Genomic DNA, 19588 nt, shown 5'->3' with positions numbered 1-19588 from the left:
AAGCCCCTTCCTTTGACCGCCGAACCTCATGGGCGCAACCGTCCCGGCGCCCGCGGGACCCGGAGACGGGATCACGTCTCCATGCCGATCACCGGCGGGGCGATGTCCTCGTCACCGACCCAGACCCCCTCGTCCTCCCCCCTCCCGGCCATCTTGTCGCGTTCCTTCCCCTGCTCACCGGCACCGCCGCTGGGCGGCACCATCGGCATCATCGGCATGCCGCCCGCACCCATCGCTCCGGCCCCCGCTCCGCGCAGGGCGCCGCCGGACAGGGACCCGCCCGCCGTTCCGCCCGCGTACGCGCCGTTGGTGGAGATCCCTGGGCCCTGCCCGTCGCCCGTCCAGGTGGTCGGACCAGGCAGCCTGGACTGCCCCGCCGTCAGGTCGCCGGGGTTGTAGCCCGACAGGGCCGTCTTCGTGGGGTCGGGCAGTCCGAGGTTCTGCTTGCCGAGGTCGCCGGTGACGCCGTTCGGATCGAGCGCGCTCGCGGTCCTGGGGTCGAGGGCGCTCGGGTCGGTCAGTTTCGGATTCATCGCCGAGGGGTCGAGCGCGTTGGGGTCGGGTAGCTTGGGATCCGTCCCCGAGGGGTCGGGGAGCTTCGGGCCTGTCCCGTCGGCTCCGGGGAGCGTCGGGTCCGGCAGGCCGCCTGTACCGGGAGTGTCGAGACCACCGAGATCACCGGCGTTGGGCACGCCTCCTCCGGGAAGGCCGCCGAGATCCCCCGCCCCGGGAAGACCGCCTCCAGGAAGACCACCGCCAGGAAGACCACCGCCAGGAAGACCACCGCCTGGAAGACCACCGCCGAGTGGCACTTCTGTCCTGACGGTGCTCTTCTTGTCGGCCTCCTTGTAGGCCTCGTCCGAGTCGGCCAGGGCCTTGTTCCACGACTCGATGGCGGCCTTGCCTGCCTTGAGCGCCTCGGCGGCGTTGTCGCGGGCCTGGTCGTGTGCCGAGTGCAGGCCCATCCCGAGGACGCCGAAGGCGGGCGAGGCGATGTCGATCGCGCCCGTGCGATCCGCCAGGGTGCCCATGTCACCCGCGCGTTTGCCGAAGTCGGCGCCGAGCTGCTTCAGCTTGCCCTCGGTGAAGGAGACGACCTTGGCGGGCCCCAGGTTTCCGAAGGACAGCCCATTGAGCGGCGAATCGGCCATTCTCACTCCTCACGACCGGCACCCGCCGGGATCCTTCGCGGCGGGCGGCCCGCCGGAACTCCTCAAAGACCCCGGCGCTCCGCCGGGGCTGCGATCACGAACGTCAGACGATCATCGGGGGGGTGGTTTCGCCACCGCTGCCCCAGACCTCGTCGTCCTCCGGATGCTTGCTGCTGCTCTCCCGCTCCTGCTTCTCCTCCCCGGCCCCTCCCGCGCTTGGCGGCACGAACGGCATTATCGGGGAGGCGCCGAGGGCCCCCGCGCGGACGGCGCCCGCCCCCGCCGCGCCGAACCCGCCCGCGCCGAACCCGCCCGCGCCGGTCGGCAGCCCGGTGCCGGACGCGCCGTTACCGGGAAGGTTGCCGTAGGACAGGCCGTTGTTCCCCAGCCCGTTGTTTCCCACCACGTTGAGCGGGCCCTGCGTCCCCGTGCCGAACGCCGTCTGGTCGTTCAGGCCCGCGAGACTGGTCTTGCCGACGTCCGAGCCGGACAACCCCGTGGGGTCCAGGCCGTTGACCGACCCCGGGTTGAGGGAGGCGGGGTTCAGGCCGTTGTGGCCACCCGTCCCCGCGCCGTCCTGGCCGGGCAGATGCCCGTCGACGGAGCCGGGTCCCAGGCCGCCGGTGTTCAGGCCGTTCGGGTCGAACCCGCCTGGATTCGCCCCGGACGGATCCGTGCTCACCAGCCCGAGGTCGTTCACGCCCTGGCCTCCCCGGCCTCCCTGACCGCCCGACGAGTCGCCGCCACCGGTCCCGGTGTAGCCGTTCTGCCCGGACGTGCCGCTGCCGTAGTGCGAGCCCGTCGGCTGTCCCACCGAGGAGTAGTCCGTGGGCGTGTAACCCCCGGGGCCCTGGGTCTCCGCGACCGGCAGGGCGTAGGAGAAGTTCTCCGGCACCTGGTGGTAGAGGCCGACGATCTGATCGTTCAGTGTGCTCAGCACGCTCCTGGCCTGCTGGGTGCGCTGGGCGTCCGAGGGTTCCTCGTCCTTGGGACGCGCGGCCTCCAGCTGCTCCATCCTCTTGCGCGCCTCGGGCAGGTGGACCCCGCCGTACATCCGCAGGACATGGGAGACCTGCCGCATCTTGGCGGCCAGCTCAGAACCCGTGGTGTGCAGCATCCGCAGCGCCCGCTGGGTCTCCACGGCGGCCGGACCGCCCCAGGCCCCGGCGAGTTTCGAGGCGTTGGTCAGCATGGCGCCCGTGACGAGTTCGAGCACGGACGCGCCGTGATCGAAGCCGAACCCGGCGTCCTCGATCTGGGCGGGCGAGGTGCTCTTCAGCCATGCCTCGATCTCGCTGTAGGAGGCGGCGACCTCACCGCTCTGCGGCTCCGCCTCCGAGCGGATCCACACCGTCCGTTGCCGACTGTCCACTGCGACCTCTCCCCCTACCCGCCCGTGTCGTCCCCGCCGCCGCTGGCGTGTTCGGCGGCGTCGTACTCCTTGGCGCTCGCCCTGATCGCCGCGATGACCTCGTGATACTGGGCGACGAACTCCCCGTAGACGCGCCCCAGGACCGCGGCCCTGCCGTCCAGGGCGGCGTTGCCGGTCGAGCCGACGGTCCGCGTGAACGTCTGCGCGGTCGACCACTTCCCGAGCTCCGCCTCGGTCAGGTTCGCGCTGGTGCCGACGCTCTCCAGGGAGCCCGTCGTGTAGCCCTCGGAGAACGCCGGGCCCGACAGGCTCGCGACGTACTCCTCAAGCTCGTTGGCGATATTCCTCATCTGGTCGGTGTCGAACTCGGCGACGTGCGCCACGTCGTCCAGGCTCGGCCACTCCGATGTGCTCATCTCTTCCCTCCGGAGGCCAGGTGAGCCGTACACCGGCCGGACGGGCTCGGCCACCGCGCGCGGCGGCGACCGAAAGACACCTGGTCAGGCATGGGGCATGTCAGTGCTCGCTCCAGATTTTCTGGTTGTTCATCTCAGCCAGCCGGTAGCTTTCGTTGGCGACGCCGAGGGCCTTCGCGGCCTCATGGAGCTGGCGCCCCATCTCCCGCTCGGAGGCATCCCACCTACTCCTGTGCGTTTCAAAGTATTCGGCCGCGCCACCGTTCCAGCTATCGTCGCTCAGCAACGATCTGATCTTGGCGACGAGACTGTCGGTCGCCTCGTCCATGGCAGTGACGAGCAGCAGCAAATCATCCTGAGCCCTCGCCATCTGCTCGAAATTAACACCTATCTTCTCCATCGTGCTCTCCTTCTCTCGGTTGGCAGTCGGGATGGGTCAGGTCACTTGGCGCCATTGATGAGCGAGTCGACCATCCCGGCACCGCCCGCTACGTCCTCGTCAACGCTGGAGTAGGTGATGGAGCTCTGCCCCAGCTTCGCGGCGATCTCCTGCAGACTAGTGAGGATTTTCTGCGCCTCCTCGTCCCAGGCGTGCATTGCGATCCCGTACTTCTGGGACGCTGGCCCCCTCCAAGTGCGCAACAGCGCGGCCGTGTACTCACCCACCCTCTGGCGCATACCGTGGATGCGCTGAGCGGTGTCCTCGACCTCAGCGGCCGCCAGCTCCATCTGGGGAATGCTCGCGTTGAAAAAATCCGGCATTGGCCACCTCCGTGACATGGGACCTGTTTGTCCGTAGTGGTGTCACGCCCCGCGCGGGCCATACGTCCACAATGCCGCACAGGCTCACAGAGACCCCATAAACGGACAAAGAGGACCACCTCGACGAACGTCATCATTTGGCATGCTAGTCATCAAGAGCCACATAGATAACATGTATCTATATTACGGAATGGTAAATATTGTACATCTGATAAGTAAACGGGCAGGCCGGAGCCGTGTGCGACCTCACCATCACGCATGGATATCGGACGCGGCGGCGGACCGAAACCATCGGGCGCCTTCCACTCCCCGCGTGATCACATCTCGAGACGGCGGCGGATGCGGTCGAGCTCTCCCATGACGTCCTCGAAGGTGCGGTCGTAGACGCGCTCCGCGTCCCGGACCTGCTTCATGATCGACTCAGGGTCACCGAGCAGTCTCATCGGGTTCTCCTCCTCCCCGAAGACCTTGTCCATGGCCAGCTCGGCCTGCTTGCGCAGGTCCTCGGCCGCCTCGCGAACGACCTCTTTGATCCTTTCGGCCAGCTCCCCCGAACTCAGTCTCATCGCCTTGGGGTGCAGCTCCAGCTCCCGCAGCCCCTCGGTGGCGTACTCGACCGTGACGAAGCCGTCCTCGTCCTGCGCGCGCCCGACCAGCAAGGACAATTCTTTCTGCAACTCCTCCATTTGCATAAACTGTGAACCATTGCCGCTGAGCAGCTTTTCCACATCGATGCCGGCGAAGTCTCCAAAATCCATAACCGCTCTCCCTGTCCTCTTGCGACGCCCTGCCTATTCGCGACGCCTTCGGCGTCTCAGGGCTTGGGCTTCCTCTGGTCGATGTCTTCCCTCGTCGCTCGTCCGCCGGGGTCAGCCGGCCAGGCCTCTGACCCAGGAGTAGACGTCCAGTACGCCGAGGGCGAGGGGGAAGAGTGCGACGATCAGCAGGATCTCCACGATGTCGCCCGCCCTGCCCCAGAACGGGGACGGCTTGCCGGAGGGCAGCCACAGGCCGATGCCCGCCGAGAGCGACGCGACGCACAGCAGGCCCATCGTCACCGCGAGCGCCGCCCCGCCCACGCCCATGGCCAGGGTCCGCGAGACCGCCACGACCGCGAGACCGAAGAGACCGGAGATCAGCAGCCAGAGCCGCTGGCCCGTCCCCTGGAAGACGCGGGCGCGCATGATGAGCGTCAGTGACAGCGTCAGCGCGGTGGCCATGGCGACCCAGTCGGTGTCGAAGGCGAGACAGACCTGGGCCACCAGCGCGACCAGGCCGACCCCGGCCACGAATCCCGTCGCGTAGCGTTGCGCGTGGCCCGCGCGCTCCAGGATGGACGGGCCGTCGACTCGCTGATTGTCCGCGCGTAGTTCCTCCGAGTTGGTCGGCATCGAGGGCATGGGCAGGCCCGCGAACCTGAAGGCCAGCATCGGGAACAGCGGGCTGCATGCCAGCAGGACCGCGACGGCGACCGCCGCGACCCCCGCGGGGGACGCGGCCCACAGCATCACGGCCGCCGCGCAGAGCGCGCCCGTCGCGGAGGCGATGGCGACGCCGAGGAAGGCCTGCACGCCGTCGGCGATCACCAGCACGCCGATGGTGGCCACCAGTCCCGTGGTCGCGAACGCGGCGAGCAGATGCGCCGAGCCGAGCCCTCCCAGGCCGGCCGCGCCCGCGGGGGCGAGGAGCCCGGCGAGGAAGGCGTACGGCAGCGCCGCACAGCCGATCAGCGCCCCCGCGGACGAGTCGCCGACCGCCCTGGACAGCATGCCGCCCGCGACGGTCAGCAGGACGGCGAACACCCCGGCGAAAATCGCGGAGACCCGCCACGGCGGACCGGAGAACAGCAGGACCAGCGCTCCGATGACGAGGAGCGCGGTCGCGGCCCCGACCCCGAGCAGGCGGGTGTGCCTGGCACCCCACCCGCCCGGCCCCTCCTTGAAACCCGTGGCGACCACGTCGGCCACGTCATCGAACATGGCGGGGGGCAGCACGGCCTCGCGCGGCCTGAGGTAGAGCACCTCCCCGTCGAGCACCCCGAGGGCGCCCAGGCTCTGCCCGATGTCGAGCGGGGCCCCGCCTGGCCGCTGCAGCACCCATCCGGGAGCGGGGGCGGAGTCACCTCCCACCTCGCCCATCGCACGCAGCAGACCGGGCAGGACGTGCGGCAGCGGAATGTCCGCGGGCAGCGCCAGATCGGCCTTCCTGTGAGGGGCGACGATCGTGATATGGCACAGGGGAGGCAGCGGAGCAGCGCTCTGAGCTGGGAGACCCGGTGTGACGGCCCCCTGGGGGGCCTGAGCCAGCGACCTCACGGTCGTCCTCCCTCTTGGTTGCAAGCATCGCGAAGCATCACGGAAACCACCGATATGCCGGATACGGTAGCGGGGAGAGCAGGGATCACGCGCGACATCCGTCGGCAATCGCTTTCGCCGCAGATGTGTACAAACCAACCAGGAAGGCTCTTCCAGGTGAGCATCGTCGTCGTACGGCGCCCCGAGCGCCGTCCCTCGCCCAAGCCGCCGCGGGGTGAGATTCTGCTCGAATCCCCGCCGGAGATCCCCGAGGTCCAGCCACAGGGACTGACCGGCATACTCACCTACCTGCCGATGGTCGCGGGCGCCGCCGGGATGGGCCTGATGTTCACCGCGGGCGGCAACTCGAGCCCGATCATGTACGTGGCCAGCGGCCTGTTCGCCGTCTCCATGATGGGCATGACGGCCGGTCAGCTCGGCCGCCAGGCGGGCGAGCGGAAGAACCGGCTGAACGGCCTGCGCAGAGACTACTTCCGCTATCTCTCCCAGGTCCGTAAGAAGGTACGGCGGGCCGCCAGGCAGCAGCGTGACGCCCTCGAATGGAGCAGCCCGTCCCCCGACTCGCTGTGGTGGGTCGCCCTGGGCCCCCGGCTGTGGGAGCGGCGGCCCCGCGACGACGACTTCGGCACCGTACGGCTCGGCACCGGCGCGCAGAAGCTCGCCATCCAGCTCATCCCGCCGGACTCAAAACCGGTCGAGGACCTGGACGCCCTGACGGCGGGCGCGCTGCGCAGGTTCATCAGAGCCCACTCGACGGTGGCCAAGCTGCCGGTCGCCGTCGCCCTGCACTCCTTCGCGCGGATCAACCTGACCGGCGACCCCGTGGCCGTGCGCGAGCTGGTGCGGGCGATGATCGCCCAGATGGCCGTCTTCCACTCCCCCGACGACATGCGGATCATGGTGTGCGCGGACGAGGAGTGGATGGCCCAGTGGGACTGGGTCAAGTGGCTGCCCCACGCGCTGCACCCCGAGGAGACGGACGCCGCGGGCCAGGTGCGGCTCATGGCCGACAACCTGGCCGAGCTGGACCGGCTGCTCGGCGGAACGCTGAAGGAACGGGCGCGCTTCAAGCCGGGCCCCTCGCCGGACGCGCTGCCGTACCACGTGCTGATCCTCGACGGCGGGCACGTGCCGCACGACTCGCAACTCGGCACGGACGCCATCCAGGGCGTCACCGTGATCGACCTGTCCGGCTCCGCCGGGCCGATCGAGGAGAAGAACACGCTGCGCCTCGAGGTGCGCCCCGACGGCTTCTTCATGATCAAGATAGACCACGCGGGCAAGCAGAGCTCGACCCGTCTCGGCGATCCCGACAAGCTGGACTTCCTGCGGACCGAGGGCCTGGCCAGGCAGCTCGCCCCGCTGCGCGCCTCGACCGCCAGGAGCGGGGAGGCGCAGGACGTGCTGGCGGTGAACACCTCGCTGACCGACCTGCTGGGGGTCGGCGATCCGACCCTGCTCGACCCGGCGGTGACCTGGCGGCCGAGGGCGGGGCGCAACCGGCTGCGGGTGCCGATCGGCCTCGGCGTCGACGGGCGCCTGGTCGAGCTGGACATCAAGGAGTCGGCGCAGGGCGGCATGGGGCCGCACGGCCTGGTCATCGGCGCGACCGGATCGGGCAAGAGCGAGCTGCTGCGCACGCTCGTGCTCGGTCTGGCGATCACCCATTCGTCGGAGATCCTGAACTTCGTCCTCGTCGACTTCAAGGGCGGCGCGACCTTCCTCGGCCTGGACACCCTCTCCCACGTCTCGGCGGTCATCACCAACCTCGAGGACGAGCTGCCCCTGGTCGACCGGATGTACGACGCGCTGCACGGCGAGATGATCCGCCGTCAGGAGTTGCTGCGCGCGGCGGGCAACTACGCCTCCCTGCGCGACTACGAGCGCGCCCGCGAGCAGGGGGCCGACCTGCGGCCGATGCCCACGCTGTTCGTCGTCATCGACGAGTTCAGCGAGCTGCTCACCGCCAAGCCGGAGTTCATCGAGCTGTTCGTGATGATCGGGCGGCTCGGCCGCTCCCTCGGCGTGCACCTGCTGCTGGCCTCCCAGCGTCTTGAGGAGGGACGCCTTCGCGGCCTCGACACCCACCTGTCCTACCGGGTCGGCCTGCGCACCTTCTCCGCGATGGAGAGCCGGGTCGTGCTCGGCGTCGCCGACGCCTACGAGCTGCCGTCCGCTCCGGGCAACGGCTACCTGAAGTTCGAGACCACCGGGATGACCCGGTTCAAGGCCGCCTACGTCTCCGGCCCCCACCAGGTCGACCCCCTCAGCTCCACGGGGCGGGGCGGGTCCGCCGGGGTGCGCCAGATCGTGGAGTACGGTCCCGGTTTCTCCCCGGTGCCCGTCGTCGAGGAGCCACCGAAGGAGCTGACGACGGGCGAGACGCCCGTCGAACGGGGCTCGGTCAGCCTGCTCGACCTGGTCGTCGGCAGGCTCGCCGGTCAGGGCCCTCCCGCCCACCGGATCTGGCTGCCGCCGCTGGGCGAGCCCCCGACCCTGGCCCACCTGCTCCCCTCGCTGTCGATCACCCCGGAGCTCGGCCTGGCCACGACCGGATGGGTCGGCCGGGGCAGGCTGCACGCCGTCGTCGGCGTCATCGACAAGCCGTTCGAGCAGCGCAGCGACCCATTCTGGATGGACCTGTCAGGGGCGGCGGGCCACGTCGGCGTCGCGGGGGGAACACAGAGCGGCAAGAGCACGGTCCTGCGAACCCTGGTCACCGGCATGGCCCTCACCCACACCCCGCGCGAGGCGCAGTTCTACTGCCTGGACTTCGGCGGCGGCTCGCTCATTTCGCTCGAGGCGCTGCCGCACGTGGGCGGGGTGGCCAGCCGCCTGGACGGCGACCGGGTGCGCCGGACGGTCGCCGAGCTCGCCACGCTGCTCCAGCAGCGGGAACGCGACTTCACCGAGCAGGGCATCGACTCGATCACCACCTACCGGCAGCGACTCGCCGACGGGAGCATCGAGGGCGACGGCTACGGCGACGTCTTCCTCGTCGTCGACGGCTGGCTGACGATCCGGCAGGAGTTCGAGTCGCTCGAACCCGTCATCACCGACCTGGCGGCGCGCGGCCTGGGGTACGGCATCCACGTGGTGGCCGCGACCAACAAGTGGTCGGAGTTCCGTCCCGGCATCCGGGACCTGTTCGGCACCCGGATCGAGCTCAAGCTCGGCGACGCCTACGAGTCGGAGGTCAACCGCAAGTCGTCGCTGGCCGTACCCGAGGGCGTCCCCGGACGCGGGCTCACCAAGGAGGGCCTGCACTTCCTGTCGGCACTGCCCAGGATCGACGGCGTCAGGAAGGCCGACGACCTGTCGGCGGGCGTGCGCGCCCTGGTCCACGCGGTCAGGGACGCCTGGCAGGGAGCGCCCGCGCCCGCCGTACGGCTGCTGCCGTCGGTGCTGCCCGCCGAGACGCTGCCCGACGCGGAACGGACCGGGCCCAACCGGATCCCGATCGGCATCGACGAGGCCACCCTGTCGCCCGTCCTCCTCGATTTCGAGGCCGACCCGCACTTCATCGTGGTCGGCGACACCGAGAGCGGGAAGTCCAACCTGCTGCGTCTCATCACCGAGGGCCTCGTCGCGCGGCAGACGCCGCAGGAGGCCATGATGATCGTGATCGACTACCGGCGGTCGCTGCTGGACTCCGCCGTGACCGAGCACCGCATCGGCTACGCCGCCTCAAGCGCGGCGGCGGCCGCGCTGATCAACGACGCCCGCAACGCGCTGCTCAAGCGGCTGCCTCCCGCCGACCTCACCCCCGAGCAGCTACGGGCGCGGAACTGGTGGCAGGGCTGCGACCTGTACATCGTCGTGGACGACTACGACCTCGTCGCGACCTCGTCGAACCCGCTGCTGCCGCTGGCGGAGCTGCTGCCGCAGGCCCGCGACATCGGGCTGCACCTGGTGATGTCCCGCGCGATGGGCGGCGTCGGCAGGGCGATGTTCGACCCGATCGTCCAGCGCGTCAAGGACATGGCCAGCCCGGCCGTGATCCTGTCCGGCAACAAGGACGAGGGCTTCCTGTTCGGCAACGTCCGCGCGCACCCGCTCCCACCGGGACGGGGCTACTTCGTCGACAGGAAGCAGGGCGCCCGCCTCTCCCAGACCGCCTTCCTGCCGCCGTCGCCACCCCCGGAAAGCGGCTGACGGCCCCGTGCCCCGACGCCCGTGTCCCGATGTCCGCGACCCGGCGAACCTGGCCGCGAACACCCGAACGGAGCCAGATGACGACCTACAACGGCTACGAGGTGCGACCGCAGGCTCTCCGGCGGCGTGCCACCGCCTTCACCTCTCACGCCAAGACCCTTGAGGACGCCAAGGCGCGGCTCAAGGCCGCGCTGGCCGCCGCGGGTTCTCCCTGGGGCGAGGACCACTACGGCAGGCAGTTCGAGAAGGGATACACGCCGCTCATGGAAGCCGTCCTGCAGCGGCTGGGCGAGACGTCCGAGGCGCTGCACGAGATCAAGGCCGGTCTCGACACGATGGCGTCGTGCTACGAGGAGGCCGAGCGGCAAAGCACACTAGGGCCTTGACCCGGGGTGGACAACCGTCTTGAGACGCTGGTCCCTCCGATAGTGCGGCCCTACGTCGGCTGGATCGTCGGGATGGACTGGCCGGAGGGTGACGAGGAGGGGTGTTTCCGGCTGGCCGACGCCTACCGGGAGGTCGCCGCGGCGATCACGACCTTGATCGAGGACGGCCATGTCTCCTGTCTCGACGCGCGCGAATGCATGGATGGGGCGGCCTCGGACGCCTTCGGGGAGTACTGGAAGACGTTCACCACGGTCGACCCGCTCGTGTTGCCCCGCCTGAAGCAGGCCTGTGAGAAAGCGGGCGACCAGCTCAACACCATCGGCCTGGAGATCGAGTACGCGAAGTACATGATCCTGTTGTCCCTGTTCCTGCTGGCGGCGCAGATCCTCTACTTCCTCAGGATGGCGGTCCCTTCGGGGGGACGGTCGCTGGCCCTGGTGCCCATGGCGTGCAGGTTGACACAGATGACCGTGCGGCAGATCGCCATGAGGTTGCTGCGCAACATCGCCCTGTTCAGCGGGGTGATGGGCGGAATGGACGTGCTCATCCAGAGCGTCCAGATGGTAGGCGGGCGGCGCGAGGACTGGGACTGGACCAAGACGGGCACGTCACTGGCCGGGGGCGCCCTGGCGGGACTGACGTTCACCGGGTTCGCCGCGGCGATCGGCAAACTGGGCGGCGCGCGTATCACCAGCGAGATGGTGGAACGCGTGGCGATGTCGGGAAGGGAGAAGGCCGCCGCCTTCCTGGACGGCTCGGCGCTGGGCATGGCGACGCAGAGCATGGTGGCCAACACCGCCGCCGGCATCCCGATGCTGGCGGCGAGCGGCCAACTGGACTGGGAACACCTCGCCAAGAGCGTCACCTCGGGCTTCCTCGGAGGCGCCGACGGCCACCTCATCGCCCCGACCGGTCATCGCGGCCCCGATTCTCTTGCCGCACGGGTCGGCCACTTCCCGGAAACGGGCAACCTCACCGCCCTGGGCGACGGCCACATCGGCACCGTCGATCTGTCCCCGCCGACCGCCCATCCCGCCAACGACCCGACTCCCTCCGTGGCCCGTCCGGCCACGGGCGATCCCGCCGGGCCGCCCGCCCATCAGGGCGCGGCCGACCCGGGCATCGCCTCCGCTCACCACGACACCGCCGCCCAGGACTCCGTACGGCCCGATCCCGCGACGCCGTCCCACCTCGACGGCTCAGGAGTGACCTCGGGGGACAGGGCCGGGCTTCCGGAAGGTCAGCCGAGGAACGGCGAGGCGGACATCCCGGTCCACACGGAAACCGCTCCCGCGGCCCATCCCGACCCCCGGGCGGACGCCCCCGCCCCCGCCCACCTCGACACTCCTGGCACGAGCCACCCCGACGCCCCCGCCGCCGCTCACCCCGCCCCTCTGGAACATGCCACCGGGAACCACGAGCGGACGCCCCCGCCACCCGACACCCTTGTCGCAGGCCACCCCGAAACCCCCGGCACGGCCCACCCGGAACCACGAGCGGACACCCCCGCCACCCCTCCCGCCGGCACCTCCGGTCACCCCGGCACCCCTGGCACGGGTCACCCTGACGTCCTCGTCGCAGCCCGCCCCGACATCGTTCCTCCACCGGGTGCCATCGAGAGGTTGCTCAACCCCCATCCGCTCTCGGAGCCGTCGAGGGCCGCCGCCCACGTGGGCGACGACTCCTCGCATTCCACCGGGCCGCGCAACACCCCCGCCCCGATCCCCCGTGATCCAGCGGCGGGTTCGGTCCCTCACGATCCCACCGCGTCCGGCGCCGTCCCACCGCGAGAACCCGGGGACGGAGCGCCTCCCCCCGCGGATCCTCCCCGGTCGTCGGAGTCGAACCACGACGGATCCGACGCGAAGACGCCGTGGCTGCGTCCCCCCGACGAGAGGGCACAGCCAAGCCTTTGGGACGAGAAAACCGCACAGATCCGCATGGCGGACTTCCTGAACGAAGCGGCCTCTGCACCGGAGCACTGGGGCGGCCCGCGCCCGGGGTGGCTGGCAGGCGCGCTTCACTCCGGCATCGACGGAGGACCCGTGACGCTGGGCGGCCGGACACTGGGCACCAGTAAGAAGACCTGGTCCCTGCTGGTGGAGAAATGGACGTTCAACGACGGCTCCCACATCATCCGCAAGGTCATGGAGAGCAAGGAAGAGGCCGACGCCGAAGTGCTGGCCTCGCTGGTGGGGGTGGCCATCGGCGCAGATGTCCCCCGGGTCTACCGAGCCGACGAGAACGTCGTCTACATGGAGTTCAAGGAGGGGAAATTCAATTTCCTTCTCTCAGCGGACGAGAGAATATCGCGGCCTCATCTGACAGCCAGTGGCATGCGCATCAGCCTGCTCGACGTACTGGTCGGCAACAATGATCGCCACAATTCCAACTGGCTCGTGAGTCCTGAGGGGAAAATCGTCGGCATCGATCACAACGGTACGTTCGTCCCCCCGATGGACTGGCAGCCCAGAGGGAGGTTCGGGACGCAGTTCGTTCGTCCCTTGGATCACGTGACCGAGGATGCGCCGCCCTACGCCTGGACACCCAACTCGCTCAGTCCGGAAGACGTTCAGGGGGTCAGGGCGGCGCTCACGTCCTGGAGGGTGAGAACGGCGTTCCAAAGCTTGGGGCGATGGGACTGGTACGAGAACATGCTCGGTCAGCTTGACATGATCGAACAGAATGCGGGGGGGACGGGGGTGACGATGCCGATGCCCCGGCCCCCAACAGTGATCACACGCCCCGAGAGAAACCCTCTCGACCCATAGGAGCGATCGGGTCGGACTCCAAAGATCAGCACCGATTACAGAACGGAGACTTCAGTTATGACAGGACCAACGCTAAAAGTCGTTGAGGTAAGCACCGACACGGTCGTGGGGACGATCGAACTGACGGAGACCGGCGAACTGACGGCCAGCCCGCCCGAGATCCAGGAAATGATCGAGCAGATGGCGAGCGCCAGGCGGGCCAGTCCGCAGGAGGCGTTCGAGGGGCTGACCTTCTGGAGCAACGGCTACCTCAAGATCGTCCCTGCCGAGAGCTGACCCGGCTCACACCGCGCAGGCCCTCATCCATGCCCCCGCGACGGCGGGTTCGGCGGGTCGGGAAGAAACGACTCGAAACCCACCCCTTCTCCGAACATCTCGTCGTACGGCAGGCCCTCCGGCGCGAAGGGCGCCATCAGCTCCCGCATCCGCGCGGAGAGCTCGTCCGTGGCCGCGTCGATCTGCTCCATGAGCGACTGTGACAGCTCGGACGGCGACAGCTTCCGGTAGATCCGGGGATCGAGCTCGATGCTCCGCACCCGGCCACGCGGGCCCACTGTCACAGCCACCATCCGGTCGCCCGACTGCGCGGTCACCGACAGCTCGTCCAGCTTGCCGTGCATGTCCCGTAGAAGCTGGGCCTGCTGGTTGTAGTCCCTGGCAAGCTCTTCAAGCGTCACGCGAAAGTCATCCATCACCAGCGGTCACTCCCCTGCGAATCCCCCGGACGCCGGGATCACAGGAACTCCGGCGCCCCGAACATATCCTCATCTATCAGACAATCCGGCCGAGGGGTCCCGACTCGCAGGCTCACCAAGGACGACCCGTGCCTCCTGCCCGCGCCACCTGGGATCGACGGTGCCAGGAGGGCCGACGACCCGACCGTGAGCGCACGCCTCCCGGTCCACGCGATCGGGGACGCCCGGCAGGATCCACCCACCCTCGCGTCCGGACCGGGCTGTCGCGTTTCCGCATTTCCGTGTCCCGCGTCGTTCCCACGTTCCCGCAACGTTCCCGCGTTTCCGCCGACGCTCCGGGCCCGGCTCCGCCCGAGAGCCGATGATCGGGAATTGTCCGGATAAGGACACTCTCGTAGGTCAACCCGTGGATGGACGCCGTTCGTCTCTCATGTGTTCATCGTTCACATTCCCTGGGATTCATCCCCCACAGCCGGGAGCGCTCCTTGCTCAGACGTCTCGTAGTCTCCGCCGCCCTCGTCGCCTCCGCGTTCGTCCCTGCGGCCACCCTTCCCGCAGCCGCCGTCACCCAGGGCGCGACCGTCACGGCGACGGCCTCGTGCACCTACCAGCGGTCCGGCGACCACTGGAACTGCGTCACCCCCGGCGCCTACTGCCCGGCCGCCGCGCACGGCAGGTACGGCTACGCCAAGGCCACCAACCGCAGGTACAGGTGCTCGCAGTACCCCAACGGGCAGTGGCGCTGGAAGCGCGCCTGATCCGGAGCACGACGCCCCGCCCTCCTCTCCGAGGACCGGCGGGGCCACTCCCGTTCCCAGCACCTACGGCCTTCGTCACACTGTCACCGGAGAAACTCTGCCCTTGACACAAAGTAATCATTCTTGTCTGAATCGTCCTATTTTTGGGGATTAAATCCGATTAATGCCCTTTGAGGGCACCTTCGCCGACAGATGATCACAGTTCCATTACGGCACATCAGAACCCCACCCTCTTTCTTAGACTTTTTTCACATAACGCCCCTAATGTTCCTCCGCATGGAAGAAACCAGCACACCGAAACCGAACCGTCGCCAGATCCTTCTCGCGGGCGGAGCCAGCATCGCCGTAGCCGGTCTGGGCAGCGGCTACCTGGCCGCGACGGCGTCCGCGAGCACGACGACCGGTAACGGCCCCACCCCGACGCCCACCCCCTCCGGGACCGGGAACGCCTGCCTGAAGCTCACCAAGGAGACCATCGAGGGCCCCTACTACCTGGACTACGACAAGTACCGTTCGGACATCACCGAGCACAAGCCGGGCGTTCCCGTGCTGCTCCGCATCCGGGTCGTCGACTCCGAGAACTGCAGGCCGCTGCGCAACGTGGCCGTCGACATCTGGCACTGCGACGCCCTGGGCATCTACTCCAGCTACGAGAAGCAGTCGTCCGGCGACGGCGGCGGCTTCCCGACCGCCTTCCCCACCGCCCCTCCCACCGGTTCCCCCACCGGCTCCCCGACCGCTCCTCCCGGTGGCGGCGGCATGCACGCCGAGCCCGACAGCAGCACCACCTACTTCCGCGGCTTCCAGATGACCGACCGGGACGGCTGGGTCACCTTCAGGACCGTCTTCCCCGGCTGGTACATCGGCCGGGCTATCCACATCCACACCAAGGTCCACGTCAACGGCGTCTTCAAGCACGGCGCCTACGTGGGCGGCGACGACTGCCACACCGGCCAGCTCTACTTCCCCGAGAAGGCCATCGAGGCCGTCGCCCTGACGAAGCCGTACTCGACCAACAGCAAGCCCCGCACGACCAACGCCAAGGACATGCTCTACACCGGTGACACCCCGGCCGACGGCATGCTCAGCCTGAAGTACGACCCGAGGCACCTGGCCAGGGGAATCGGCGCCTCGATCACCCTCGGGGTCGACCCCGACGCCGTCCACGACGGCCAGGACTGGCCCGGCGGCCCGTTCCCCCCGTTCCCCTCGGGCAGCCCGTCCCCCTCACCGGCTTCCTGACGCGGACGTAGCGGCCCCGCCCTCCACGCCACGGTGAAGCCCGTCCCCCACGCAGGCTTCCCGATCCGGACGTAGAGACCCGGCCTTCACCCCCCGGCACGCCGCACCCACCGGCGGCGTGCTGACTTCACGAGGTTCCCTCGAAGCCGGACCCCCGGTCGCGCCTCCCGTGAACCCGGGTTCCGGGTGACGCTCGCGCTTGAGCGGGCGTCGAACGGCAGGCAGTACCGCCTTCGCCGGGATCAGCGGCCTCACCGGCACCGGCGAAGAGAGCCGGACGGGCCGGACGACGAACGACAGCGGGACCGGCACCGGGCGTGGTCGCCGTCGGTGTGAGTTCACCGCCGACCATACCGACCTCGTCGCGCCGAACGGCGACAGCCGCGCCGGCTATGCACACATCGCCGCGGACGGCTCGGCACGGGCCGCCCCGAACACCGTCGGCGGGCATCACACCGGCTCTCGAAACGGGCATTCTTCACGAAACTCCCCCGCCTCCCGGGGGAGAAACCCCCGGACGCTCTCATTTCCTGTCCGATCGGTCAGATCTGACCGATCGGATAGTTATCATCGGAATATGGCACGCCCTCCCTCCGCGTTGCGCGACCACATCCTGCGGTCGGCGCTACGACTGTTCGCCGACAGCGGCTACAAGGGCACCTCGCTGCACGACATCGCCCAGGTGACCGGGTGTTCGAAGGCGGCGCTGCTCTATCACTTCGCCGGCAAGGAGGCGATCCTCACCGAGTTGCTGACCCCTGCCGGTGAGGAGTTGGCCGCGCTGGACACCCAGCTCACCGGCCTGGACGGTGAGCCGGCCGCGTGGACGGCGGTCACCGGTTACGTGGATCTGGCCATGCGCTTCCGGCTGGAGTTGAAGATCCTGTTCCAGGACCTCCCCGCGATGACCAGCCATCCGGCGCTGGGCGCCATCCCCTCCGCTGTCGGGCGGCTGCTGACGGCGCTGGCCGGCGGCTCGGCCGCACCCGCGGACACGGTGGCCGCCTACATGGTCCTGGGTGCCGTCTGCATCACCGTCACCGGTGACCTCGACCTGCCGGACGAGGTCCTGCGCGCCGAGATGATCCACAGCGCGCTGCGCACCCTGGGCCGTGAGCCCGCCCGTCCCTGAACCGCCTCGCCCCCCCCTGGGCCGCGAGCCCCCTTAGAACCACAGCCCCGAACCACCCCGCCCCGGGCCGTGAACTCTTCGAAGCACCACGGACCCGGCCGCGCCCCTCCGAACCACCCGACCCCGGGCCGTGAGCCCGTCTCGTGAACCACCTCGAACTCCGCTGAACGGACCCCACTTCCCATGGCTTCTGTGCTGTACCGGCTCGGCCGGTTCTCCTTCCGCAGGCGCGGACGCGTGCTCGCCGTCTGGTTGCTCCTGCTCGCCCTGCTCGGCGGGCTGGCCGCCGCCTTCGCCGGGCCCACCAGTGACGCCTTCACCATGCCCGGCACCGAGTCCCAGCAGGCGCTGGACTCCCTGCGACGGCAGTTCCCGCAGGCGGGCGGCACCACCGGCACCATCGTCGTCGCCGCGCCCGAAGGGGGCAGGCTCGATCCAGCCGCCCTCGCGCCGATCGTGCGCGAGGCCGCCGCCGTACCCGGTGTGCTCGCCGCCTTGGATCCCTTCCAGGTCCGCTCGGTCTCCCCCGACGGCCGCTACGCGCTGGTCCAGGTCCAGTTCTCCGCGCCCGTGGACGAGGTCACCGACGCCCAGCGCGCGGCCTACGAGCGGGTCGGCGCCTCCGCGCGGGGTCTGCGGGTCGCGCCCGGCGGCGAGGTCATGAAGGCCCAGGTGGAGGTGGGCTCAACCGAGGCGCTCGGCGTCCTGGTCGCCGCCGCGGTCCTCGTCATCACCTTCGGCTCCCTGGTGGCGGCCGGTATGACCCTGCTGAACGCGCTGATCGGCGTCGGGGCCGGAATGGCCGGTCTGTTCGCCCTCTCCGGCGTGCTGGAGCTCACCAGTACCGCGCCCATCCTGGCGCTGATGCTGGGCCTGGCCGTCGGGATCGACTACTCGCTGTTCATCACCTCCCGCTACCGCCAGTACCTGGCCGAGGGTATGGAGGCCGAGGAGGCCGCCGGGCGGGCGACCGGAACCGCGGGCTCGGCCGTCGTCTTCGCCGGCGCCACCGTCGTCATCGCCCTGGCGGGCCTGGCCGTGGTCGGCATCCCGTTCCTGAGCGTCATGGGCCTGGCCGCGGCCGCCACGGTGGCCGTCGCCGTACTCGTCGCGCTCACCCTGCTGCCCGCCATCCTCGGTTTCGCCGGTCCGCGGGTGCTGCCGCGCAAGCAGCGCACCGGGCGGGCGTCCCACGACGAGAGTGAGGGGTTCGGCTTCCGCTGGGGCCGAATCGTCACCCACCTGCGCGTCCCGGTGCTGCTGGTCGCCGTCCTCGGGCTGGGCGCGCTGGCGCTGCCCGCCCGGGACATGCGCCTGGCCCTGCCCGACGCGGGCACCGCGGCGGCCGGATCGTCGGCCCGTGAGGCCTACGACCTGATCAGCGAGGGGTTCGGGCCCGGCTTCAACGGCCGGTTGATCGCCGTCGTCACCGGTAAGGACGCCCAGGCCACCGGTGCCGCCGCCAAGCAGGCCGCGGGCGTCATCCAGACCACCCCCGGGGTGCTGGCCGTCACCGCGCCGCAGGCCAACGCGCAGGGCACCACCGCGCTGCTGACCGTCATCCCCAAGACCGGCCCCACCGACGTCGCAACCGAGAACGTCGTGCACGCCATCCGCGAGAAGGTGAGCGGCATCCAGGGCGCCGACATCGCGCTGTCAGGTGTGACCGCGATCGGCATCGACGTCTCGGCCAAACTCGCCGACGCGATGCCGACGTACCTGCTGCTCGTGGTCGGGCTGTCGATCCTGCTGCTCCTGCTGGTGTTCCGGTCGCTGCTGGTGCCGTTGAAGGCGGCGCTGGGCTTCCTGCTCACGATCGGCGCCACGTTCGGCATCACCGTGGCCATCTTCCAGCAGGGCCACCTGGCCGGCCTGCTCGGCGTCGACACGCCCGGGCCGCTGGTCAGCTTCCTGCCGATCCTGCTCATCGGCATCCTGTTCGGCCTGGCCATGGACTACGAGGTCTTCCTGGTCTCGCGCATGCGCGAGGACTTCGTCCACGGCGACACCGCCCAGCAGGCCACCGTGAACGGCCTCGGGCACAACGCCCGCGTCGTCACCGCCGCCGCACTGATCATGACCGCCGTCTTCGGCGGCTTCGTGTTCATGAACGACCCGATCATCAAGTCCATGGGCTTCGCCCTGGCCGTCGGTGTGCTCGTCGACGCCTTCGTCGTCCGCATGACGCTGGTGCCCGCGGTGATGTCCCTGCTCGGCAGGGCCGCCTGGTGGCTGCCCGGCCCGATCGACCGGGTGCTGCCCAACCTCGACATCGAGGGCGAGAGCCTCAACGGTGAGCGGTCCCCCGGGAGGCGCGAGGACTCCCCGGACACCGTCGGGGTCTGACCCCCGCCCTGGACCCCACCCCTGGGCGGCGGCGCCCGCCCGCTGGCTGCCCTCGCGCAGGGAGACGGAACGCAGGGCGCACAACA

The 19588-nt window shown here is 69.6% G+C and carries 16 protein-coding genes; 8 read left to right on the top strand and 8 right to left on the bottom strand.

The features are described from left to right. Positions 1-71: 71 nt before the first annotated feature. From AB0395_RS17245 to eccD, 7 genes are all read right to left on the bottom strand, one after another. Positions 72-1151 carry a hypothetical protein gene (locus AB0395_RS17245; RefSeq protein ID WP_366281606.1) on the bottom strand — a complete coding sequence of 360 codons (1080 nt, stop codon included), beginning with the start codon at positions 1149-1151 and terminating at the stop codon, positions 72-74. Between the two features lie 103 nt (positions 1152-1254). Beyond that, positions 1255-2523 (bottom strand): hypothetical protein, encoded by a 1269-nt coding sequence (locus AB0395_RS17240; protein ID WP_366281605.1) that lies wholly within the window; start codon positions 2521-2523, stop codon positions 1255-1257. A 14-nt stretch (positions 2524-2537) separates the two neighbouring features. Continuing rightward, positions 2538-2939, bottom strand: coding sequence for a hypothetical protein (locus AB0395_RS17235; RefSeq protein WP_366281603.1), 402 nt, complete (start codon positions 2937-2939; stop codon positions 2538-2540). Between the two features lie 100 nt (positions 2940-3039). Beyond that, positions 3040-3339 (bottom strand): WXG100 family type VII secretion target, encoded by a 300-nt coding sequence (locus AB0395_RS17230; protein ID WP_366281601.1) that lies wholly within the window; start codon positions 3337-3339, stop codon positions 3040-3042. A 41-nt stretch (positions 3340-3380) separates the two neighbouring features. Next, complete coding sequence (locus AB0395_RS17225) at positions 3381-3701, bottom strand: WXG100 family type VII secretion target (protein WP_366281599.1); 321 nt, start codon at positions 3699-3701, stop codon at positions 3381-3383. Between the two features lie 317 nt (positions 3702-4018). After that, positions 4019-4387, bottom strand: a complete 369-nt coding sequence (locus AB0395_RS17220; RefSeq protein WP_366281597.1) for a YbaB/EbfC family nucleoid-associated protein — start codon at positions 4385-4387, stop codon at positions 4019-4021. A 183-nt stretch (positions 4388-4570) separates the two neighbouring features. After that, positions 4571-6016, bottom strand: coding sequence for a type VII secretion integral membrane protein EccD (gene eccD / locus AB0395_RS17215; protein ID WP_366281595.1), 1446 nt, complete (start codon positions 6014-6016; stop codon positions 4571-4573). A 156-nt stretch (positions 6017-6172) separates the two neighbouring features. On the opposite strand from eccD, the gene eccCa reads away from it, so the two are divergent. The 4 genes from eccCa to AB0395_RS17195 all read left to right on the top strand — a co-directional run bounded on the left by eccCa (position 6173) and on the right by AB0395_RS17195 (position 13605). Further along, positions 6173-10171: a type VII secretion protein EccCa gene (eccCa, locus tag AB0395_RS17210; protein ID WP_366281593.1), complete on the top strand. Its 3999-nt coding sequence runs from the start codon at positions 6173-6175 to the stop codon at positions 10169-10171. Positions 10172-10248: 77 nt separating this feature from the next. Then, positions 10249-10557 (top strand): WXG100 family type VII secretion target, encoded by a 309-nt coding sequence (locus AB0395_RS17205; RefSeq protein WP_366281591.1) that lies wholly within the window; start codon positions 10249-10251, stop codon positions 10555-10557. A gap of 6 nt (positions 10558-10563) precedes the next feature. Then, positions 10564-13329, top strand: a complete 2766-nt coding sequence (locus AB0395_RS17200; protein ID WP_366281590.1) for a hypothetical protein — start codon at positions 10564-10566, stop codon at positions 13327-13329. A gap of 105 nt (positions 13330-13434) precedes the next feature. After that, entirely contained in the window at positions 13435-13605 is a 171-nt protein-coding gene (locus AB0395_RS17195; RefSeq protein WP_366281589.1) for a hypothetical protein, read from the top strand. A gap of 23 nt (positions 13606-13628) precedes the next feature. On the opposite strand, the gene AB0395_RS17190 is transcribed toward AB0395_RS17195, so the two are convergent. Beyond that, positions 13629-14006, bottom strand: coding sequence for a YbaB/EbfC family nucleoid-associated protein (locus AB0395_RS17190; protein WP_366281588.1), 378 nt, complete (start codon positions 14004-14006; stop codon positions 13629-13631). Positions 14007-14509: 503 nt separating this feature from the next. On the opposite strand from AB0395_RS17190, the gene AB0395_RS17185 reads away from it, so the two are divergent. The 4 genes from AB0395_RS17185 to AB0395_RS17170 all read left to right on the top strand — a co-directional run bounded on the left by AB0395_RS17185 (position 14510) and on the right by AB0395_RS17170 (position 19502). Continuing rightward, complete coding sequence (locus AB0395_RS17185) at positions 14510-14782, top strand: hypothetical protein (protein WP_366281586.1); 273 nt, start codon at positions 14510-14512, stop codon at positions 14780-14782. Positions 14783-15058: 276 nt separating this feature from the next. Continuing rightward, on the top strand, positions 15059-16024 hold the full coding sequence (locus AB0395_RS17180; protein WP_366281584.1) for an intradiol ring-cleavage dioxygenase: 966 nt from the start codon (positions 15059-15061) through the stop codon (positions 16022-16024). Positions 16025-16601: 577 nt separating this feature from the next. Then, on the top strand, positions 16602-17156 hold the full coding sequence (locus AB0395_RS17175) for a TetR/AcrR family transcriptional regulator (RefSeq protein ID WP_366281582.1): 555 nt from the start codon (positions 16602-16604) through the stop codon (positions 17154-17156). 183 nt (positions 17157-17339) lie between these two features. Further along, complete coding sequence (locus AB0395_RS17170) at positions 17340-19502, top strand: MMPL family transporter (RefSeq protein ID WP_366281580.1); 2163 nt, start codon at positions 17340-17342, stop codon at positions 19500-19502. Positions 19503-19588: the final 86 nt, after the last annotated feature.

The organism is Streptosporangium sp. NPDC051023, assembly GCF_040689595.1.
Lineage (GTDB): Bacteria > Actinomycetota > Actinomycetes > Streptosporangiales > Streptosporangiaceae > Streptosporangium.
The sequence above is the reverse complement of the archived record's forward strand: the minus strand, read 5'-3'. Positions and strand labels throughout refer to the sequence as shown.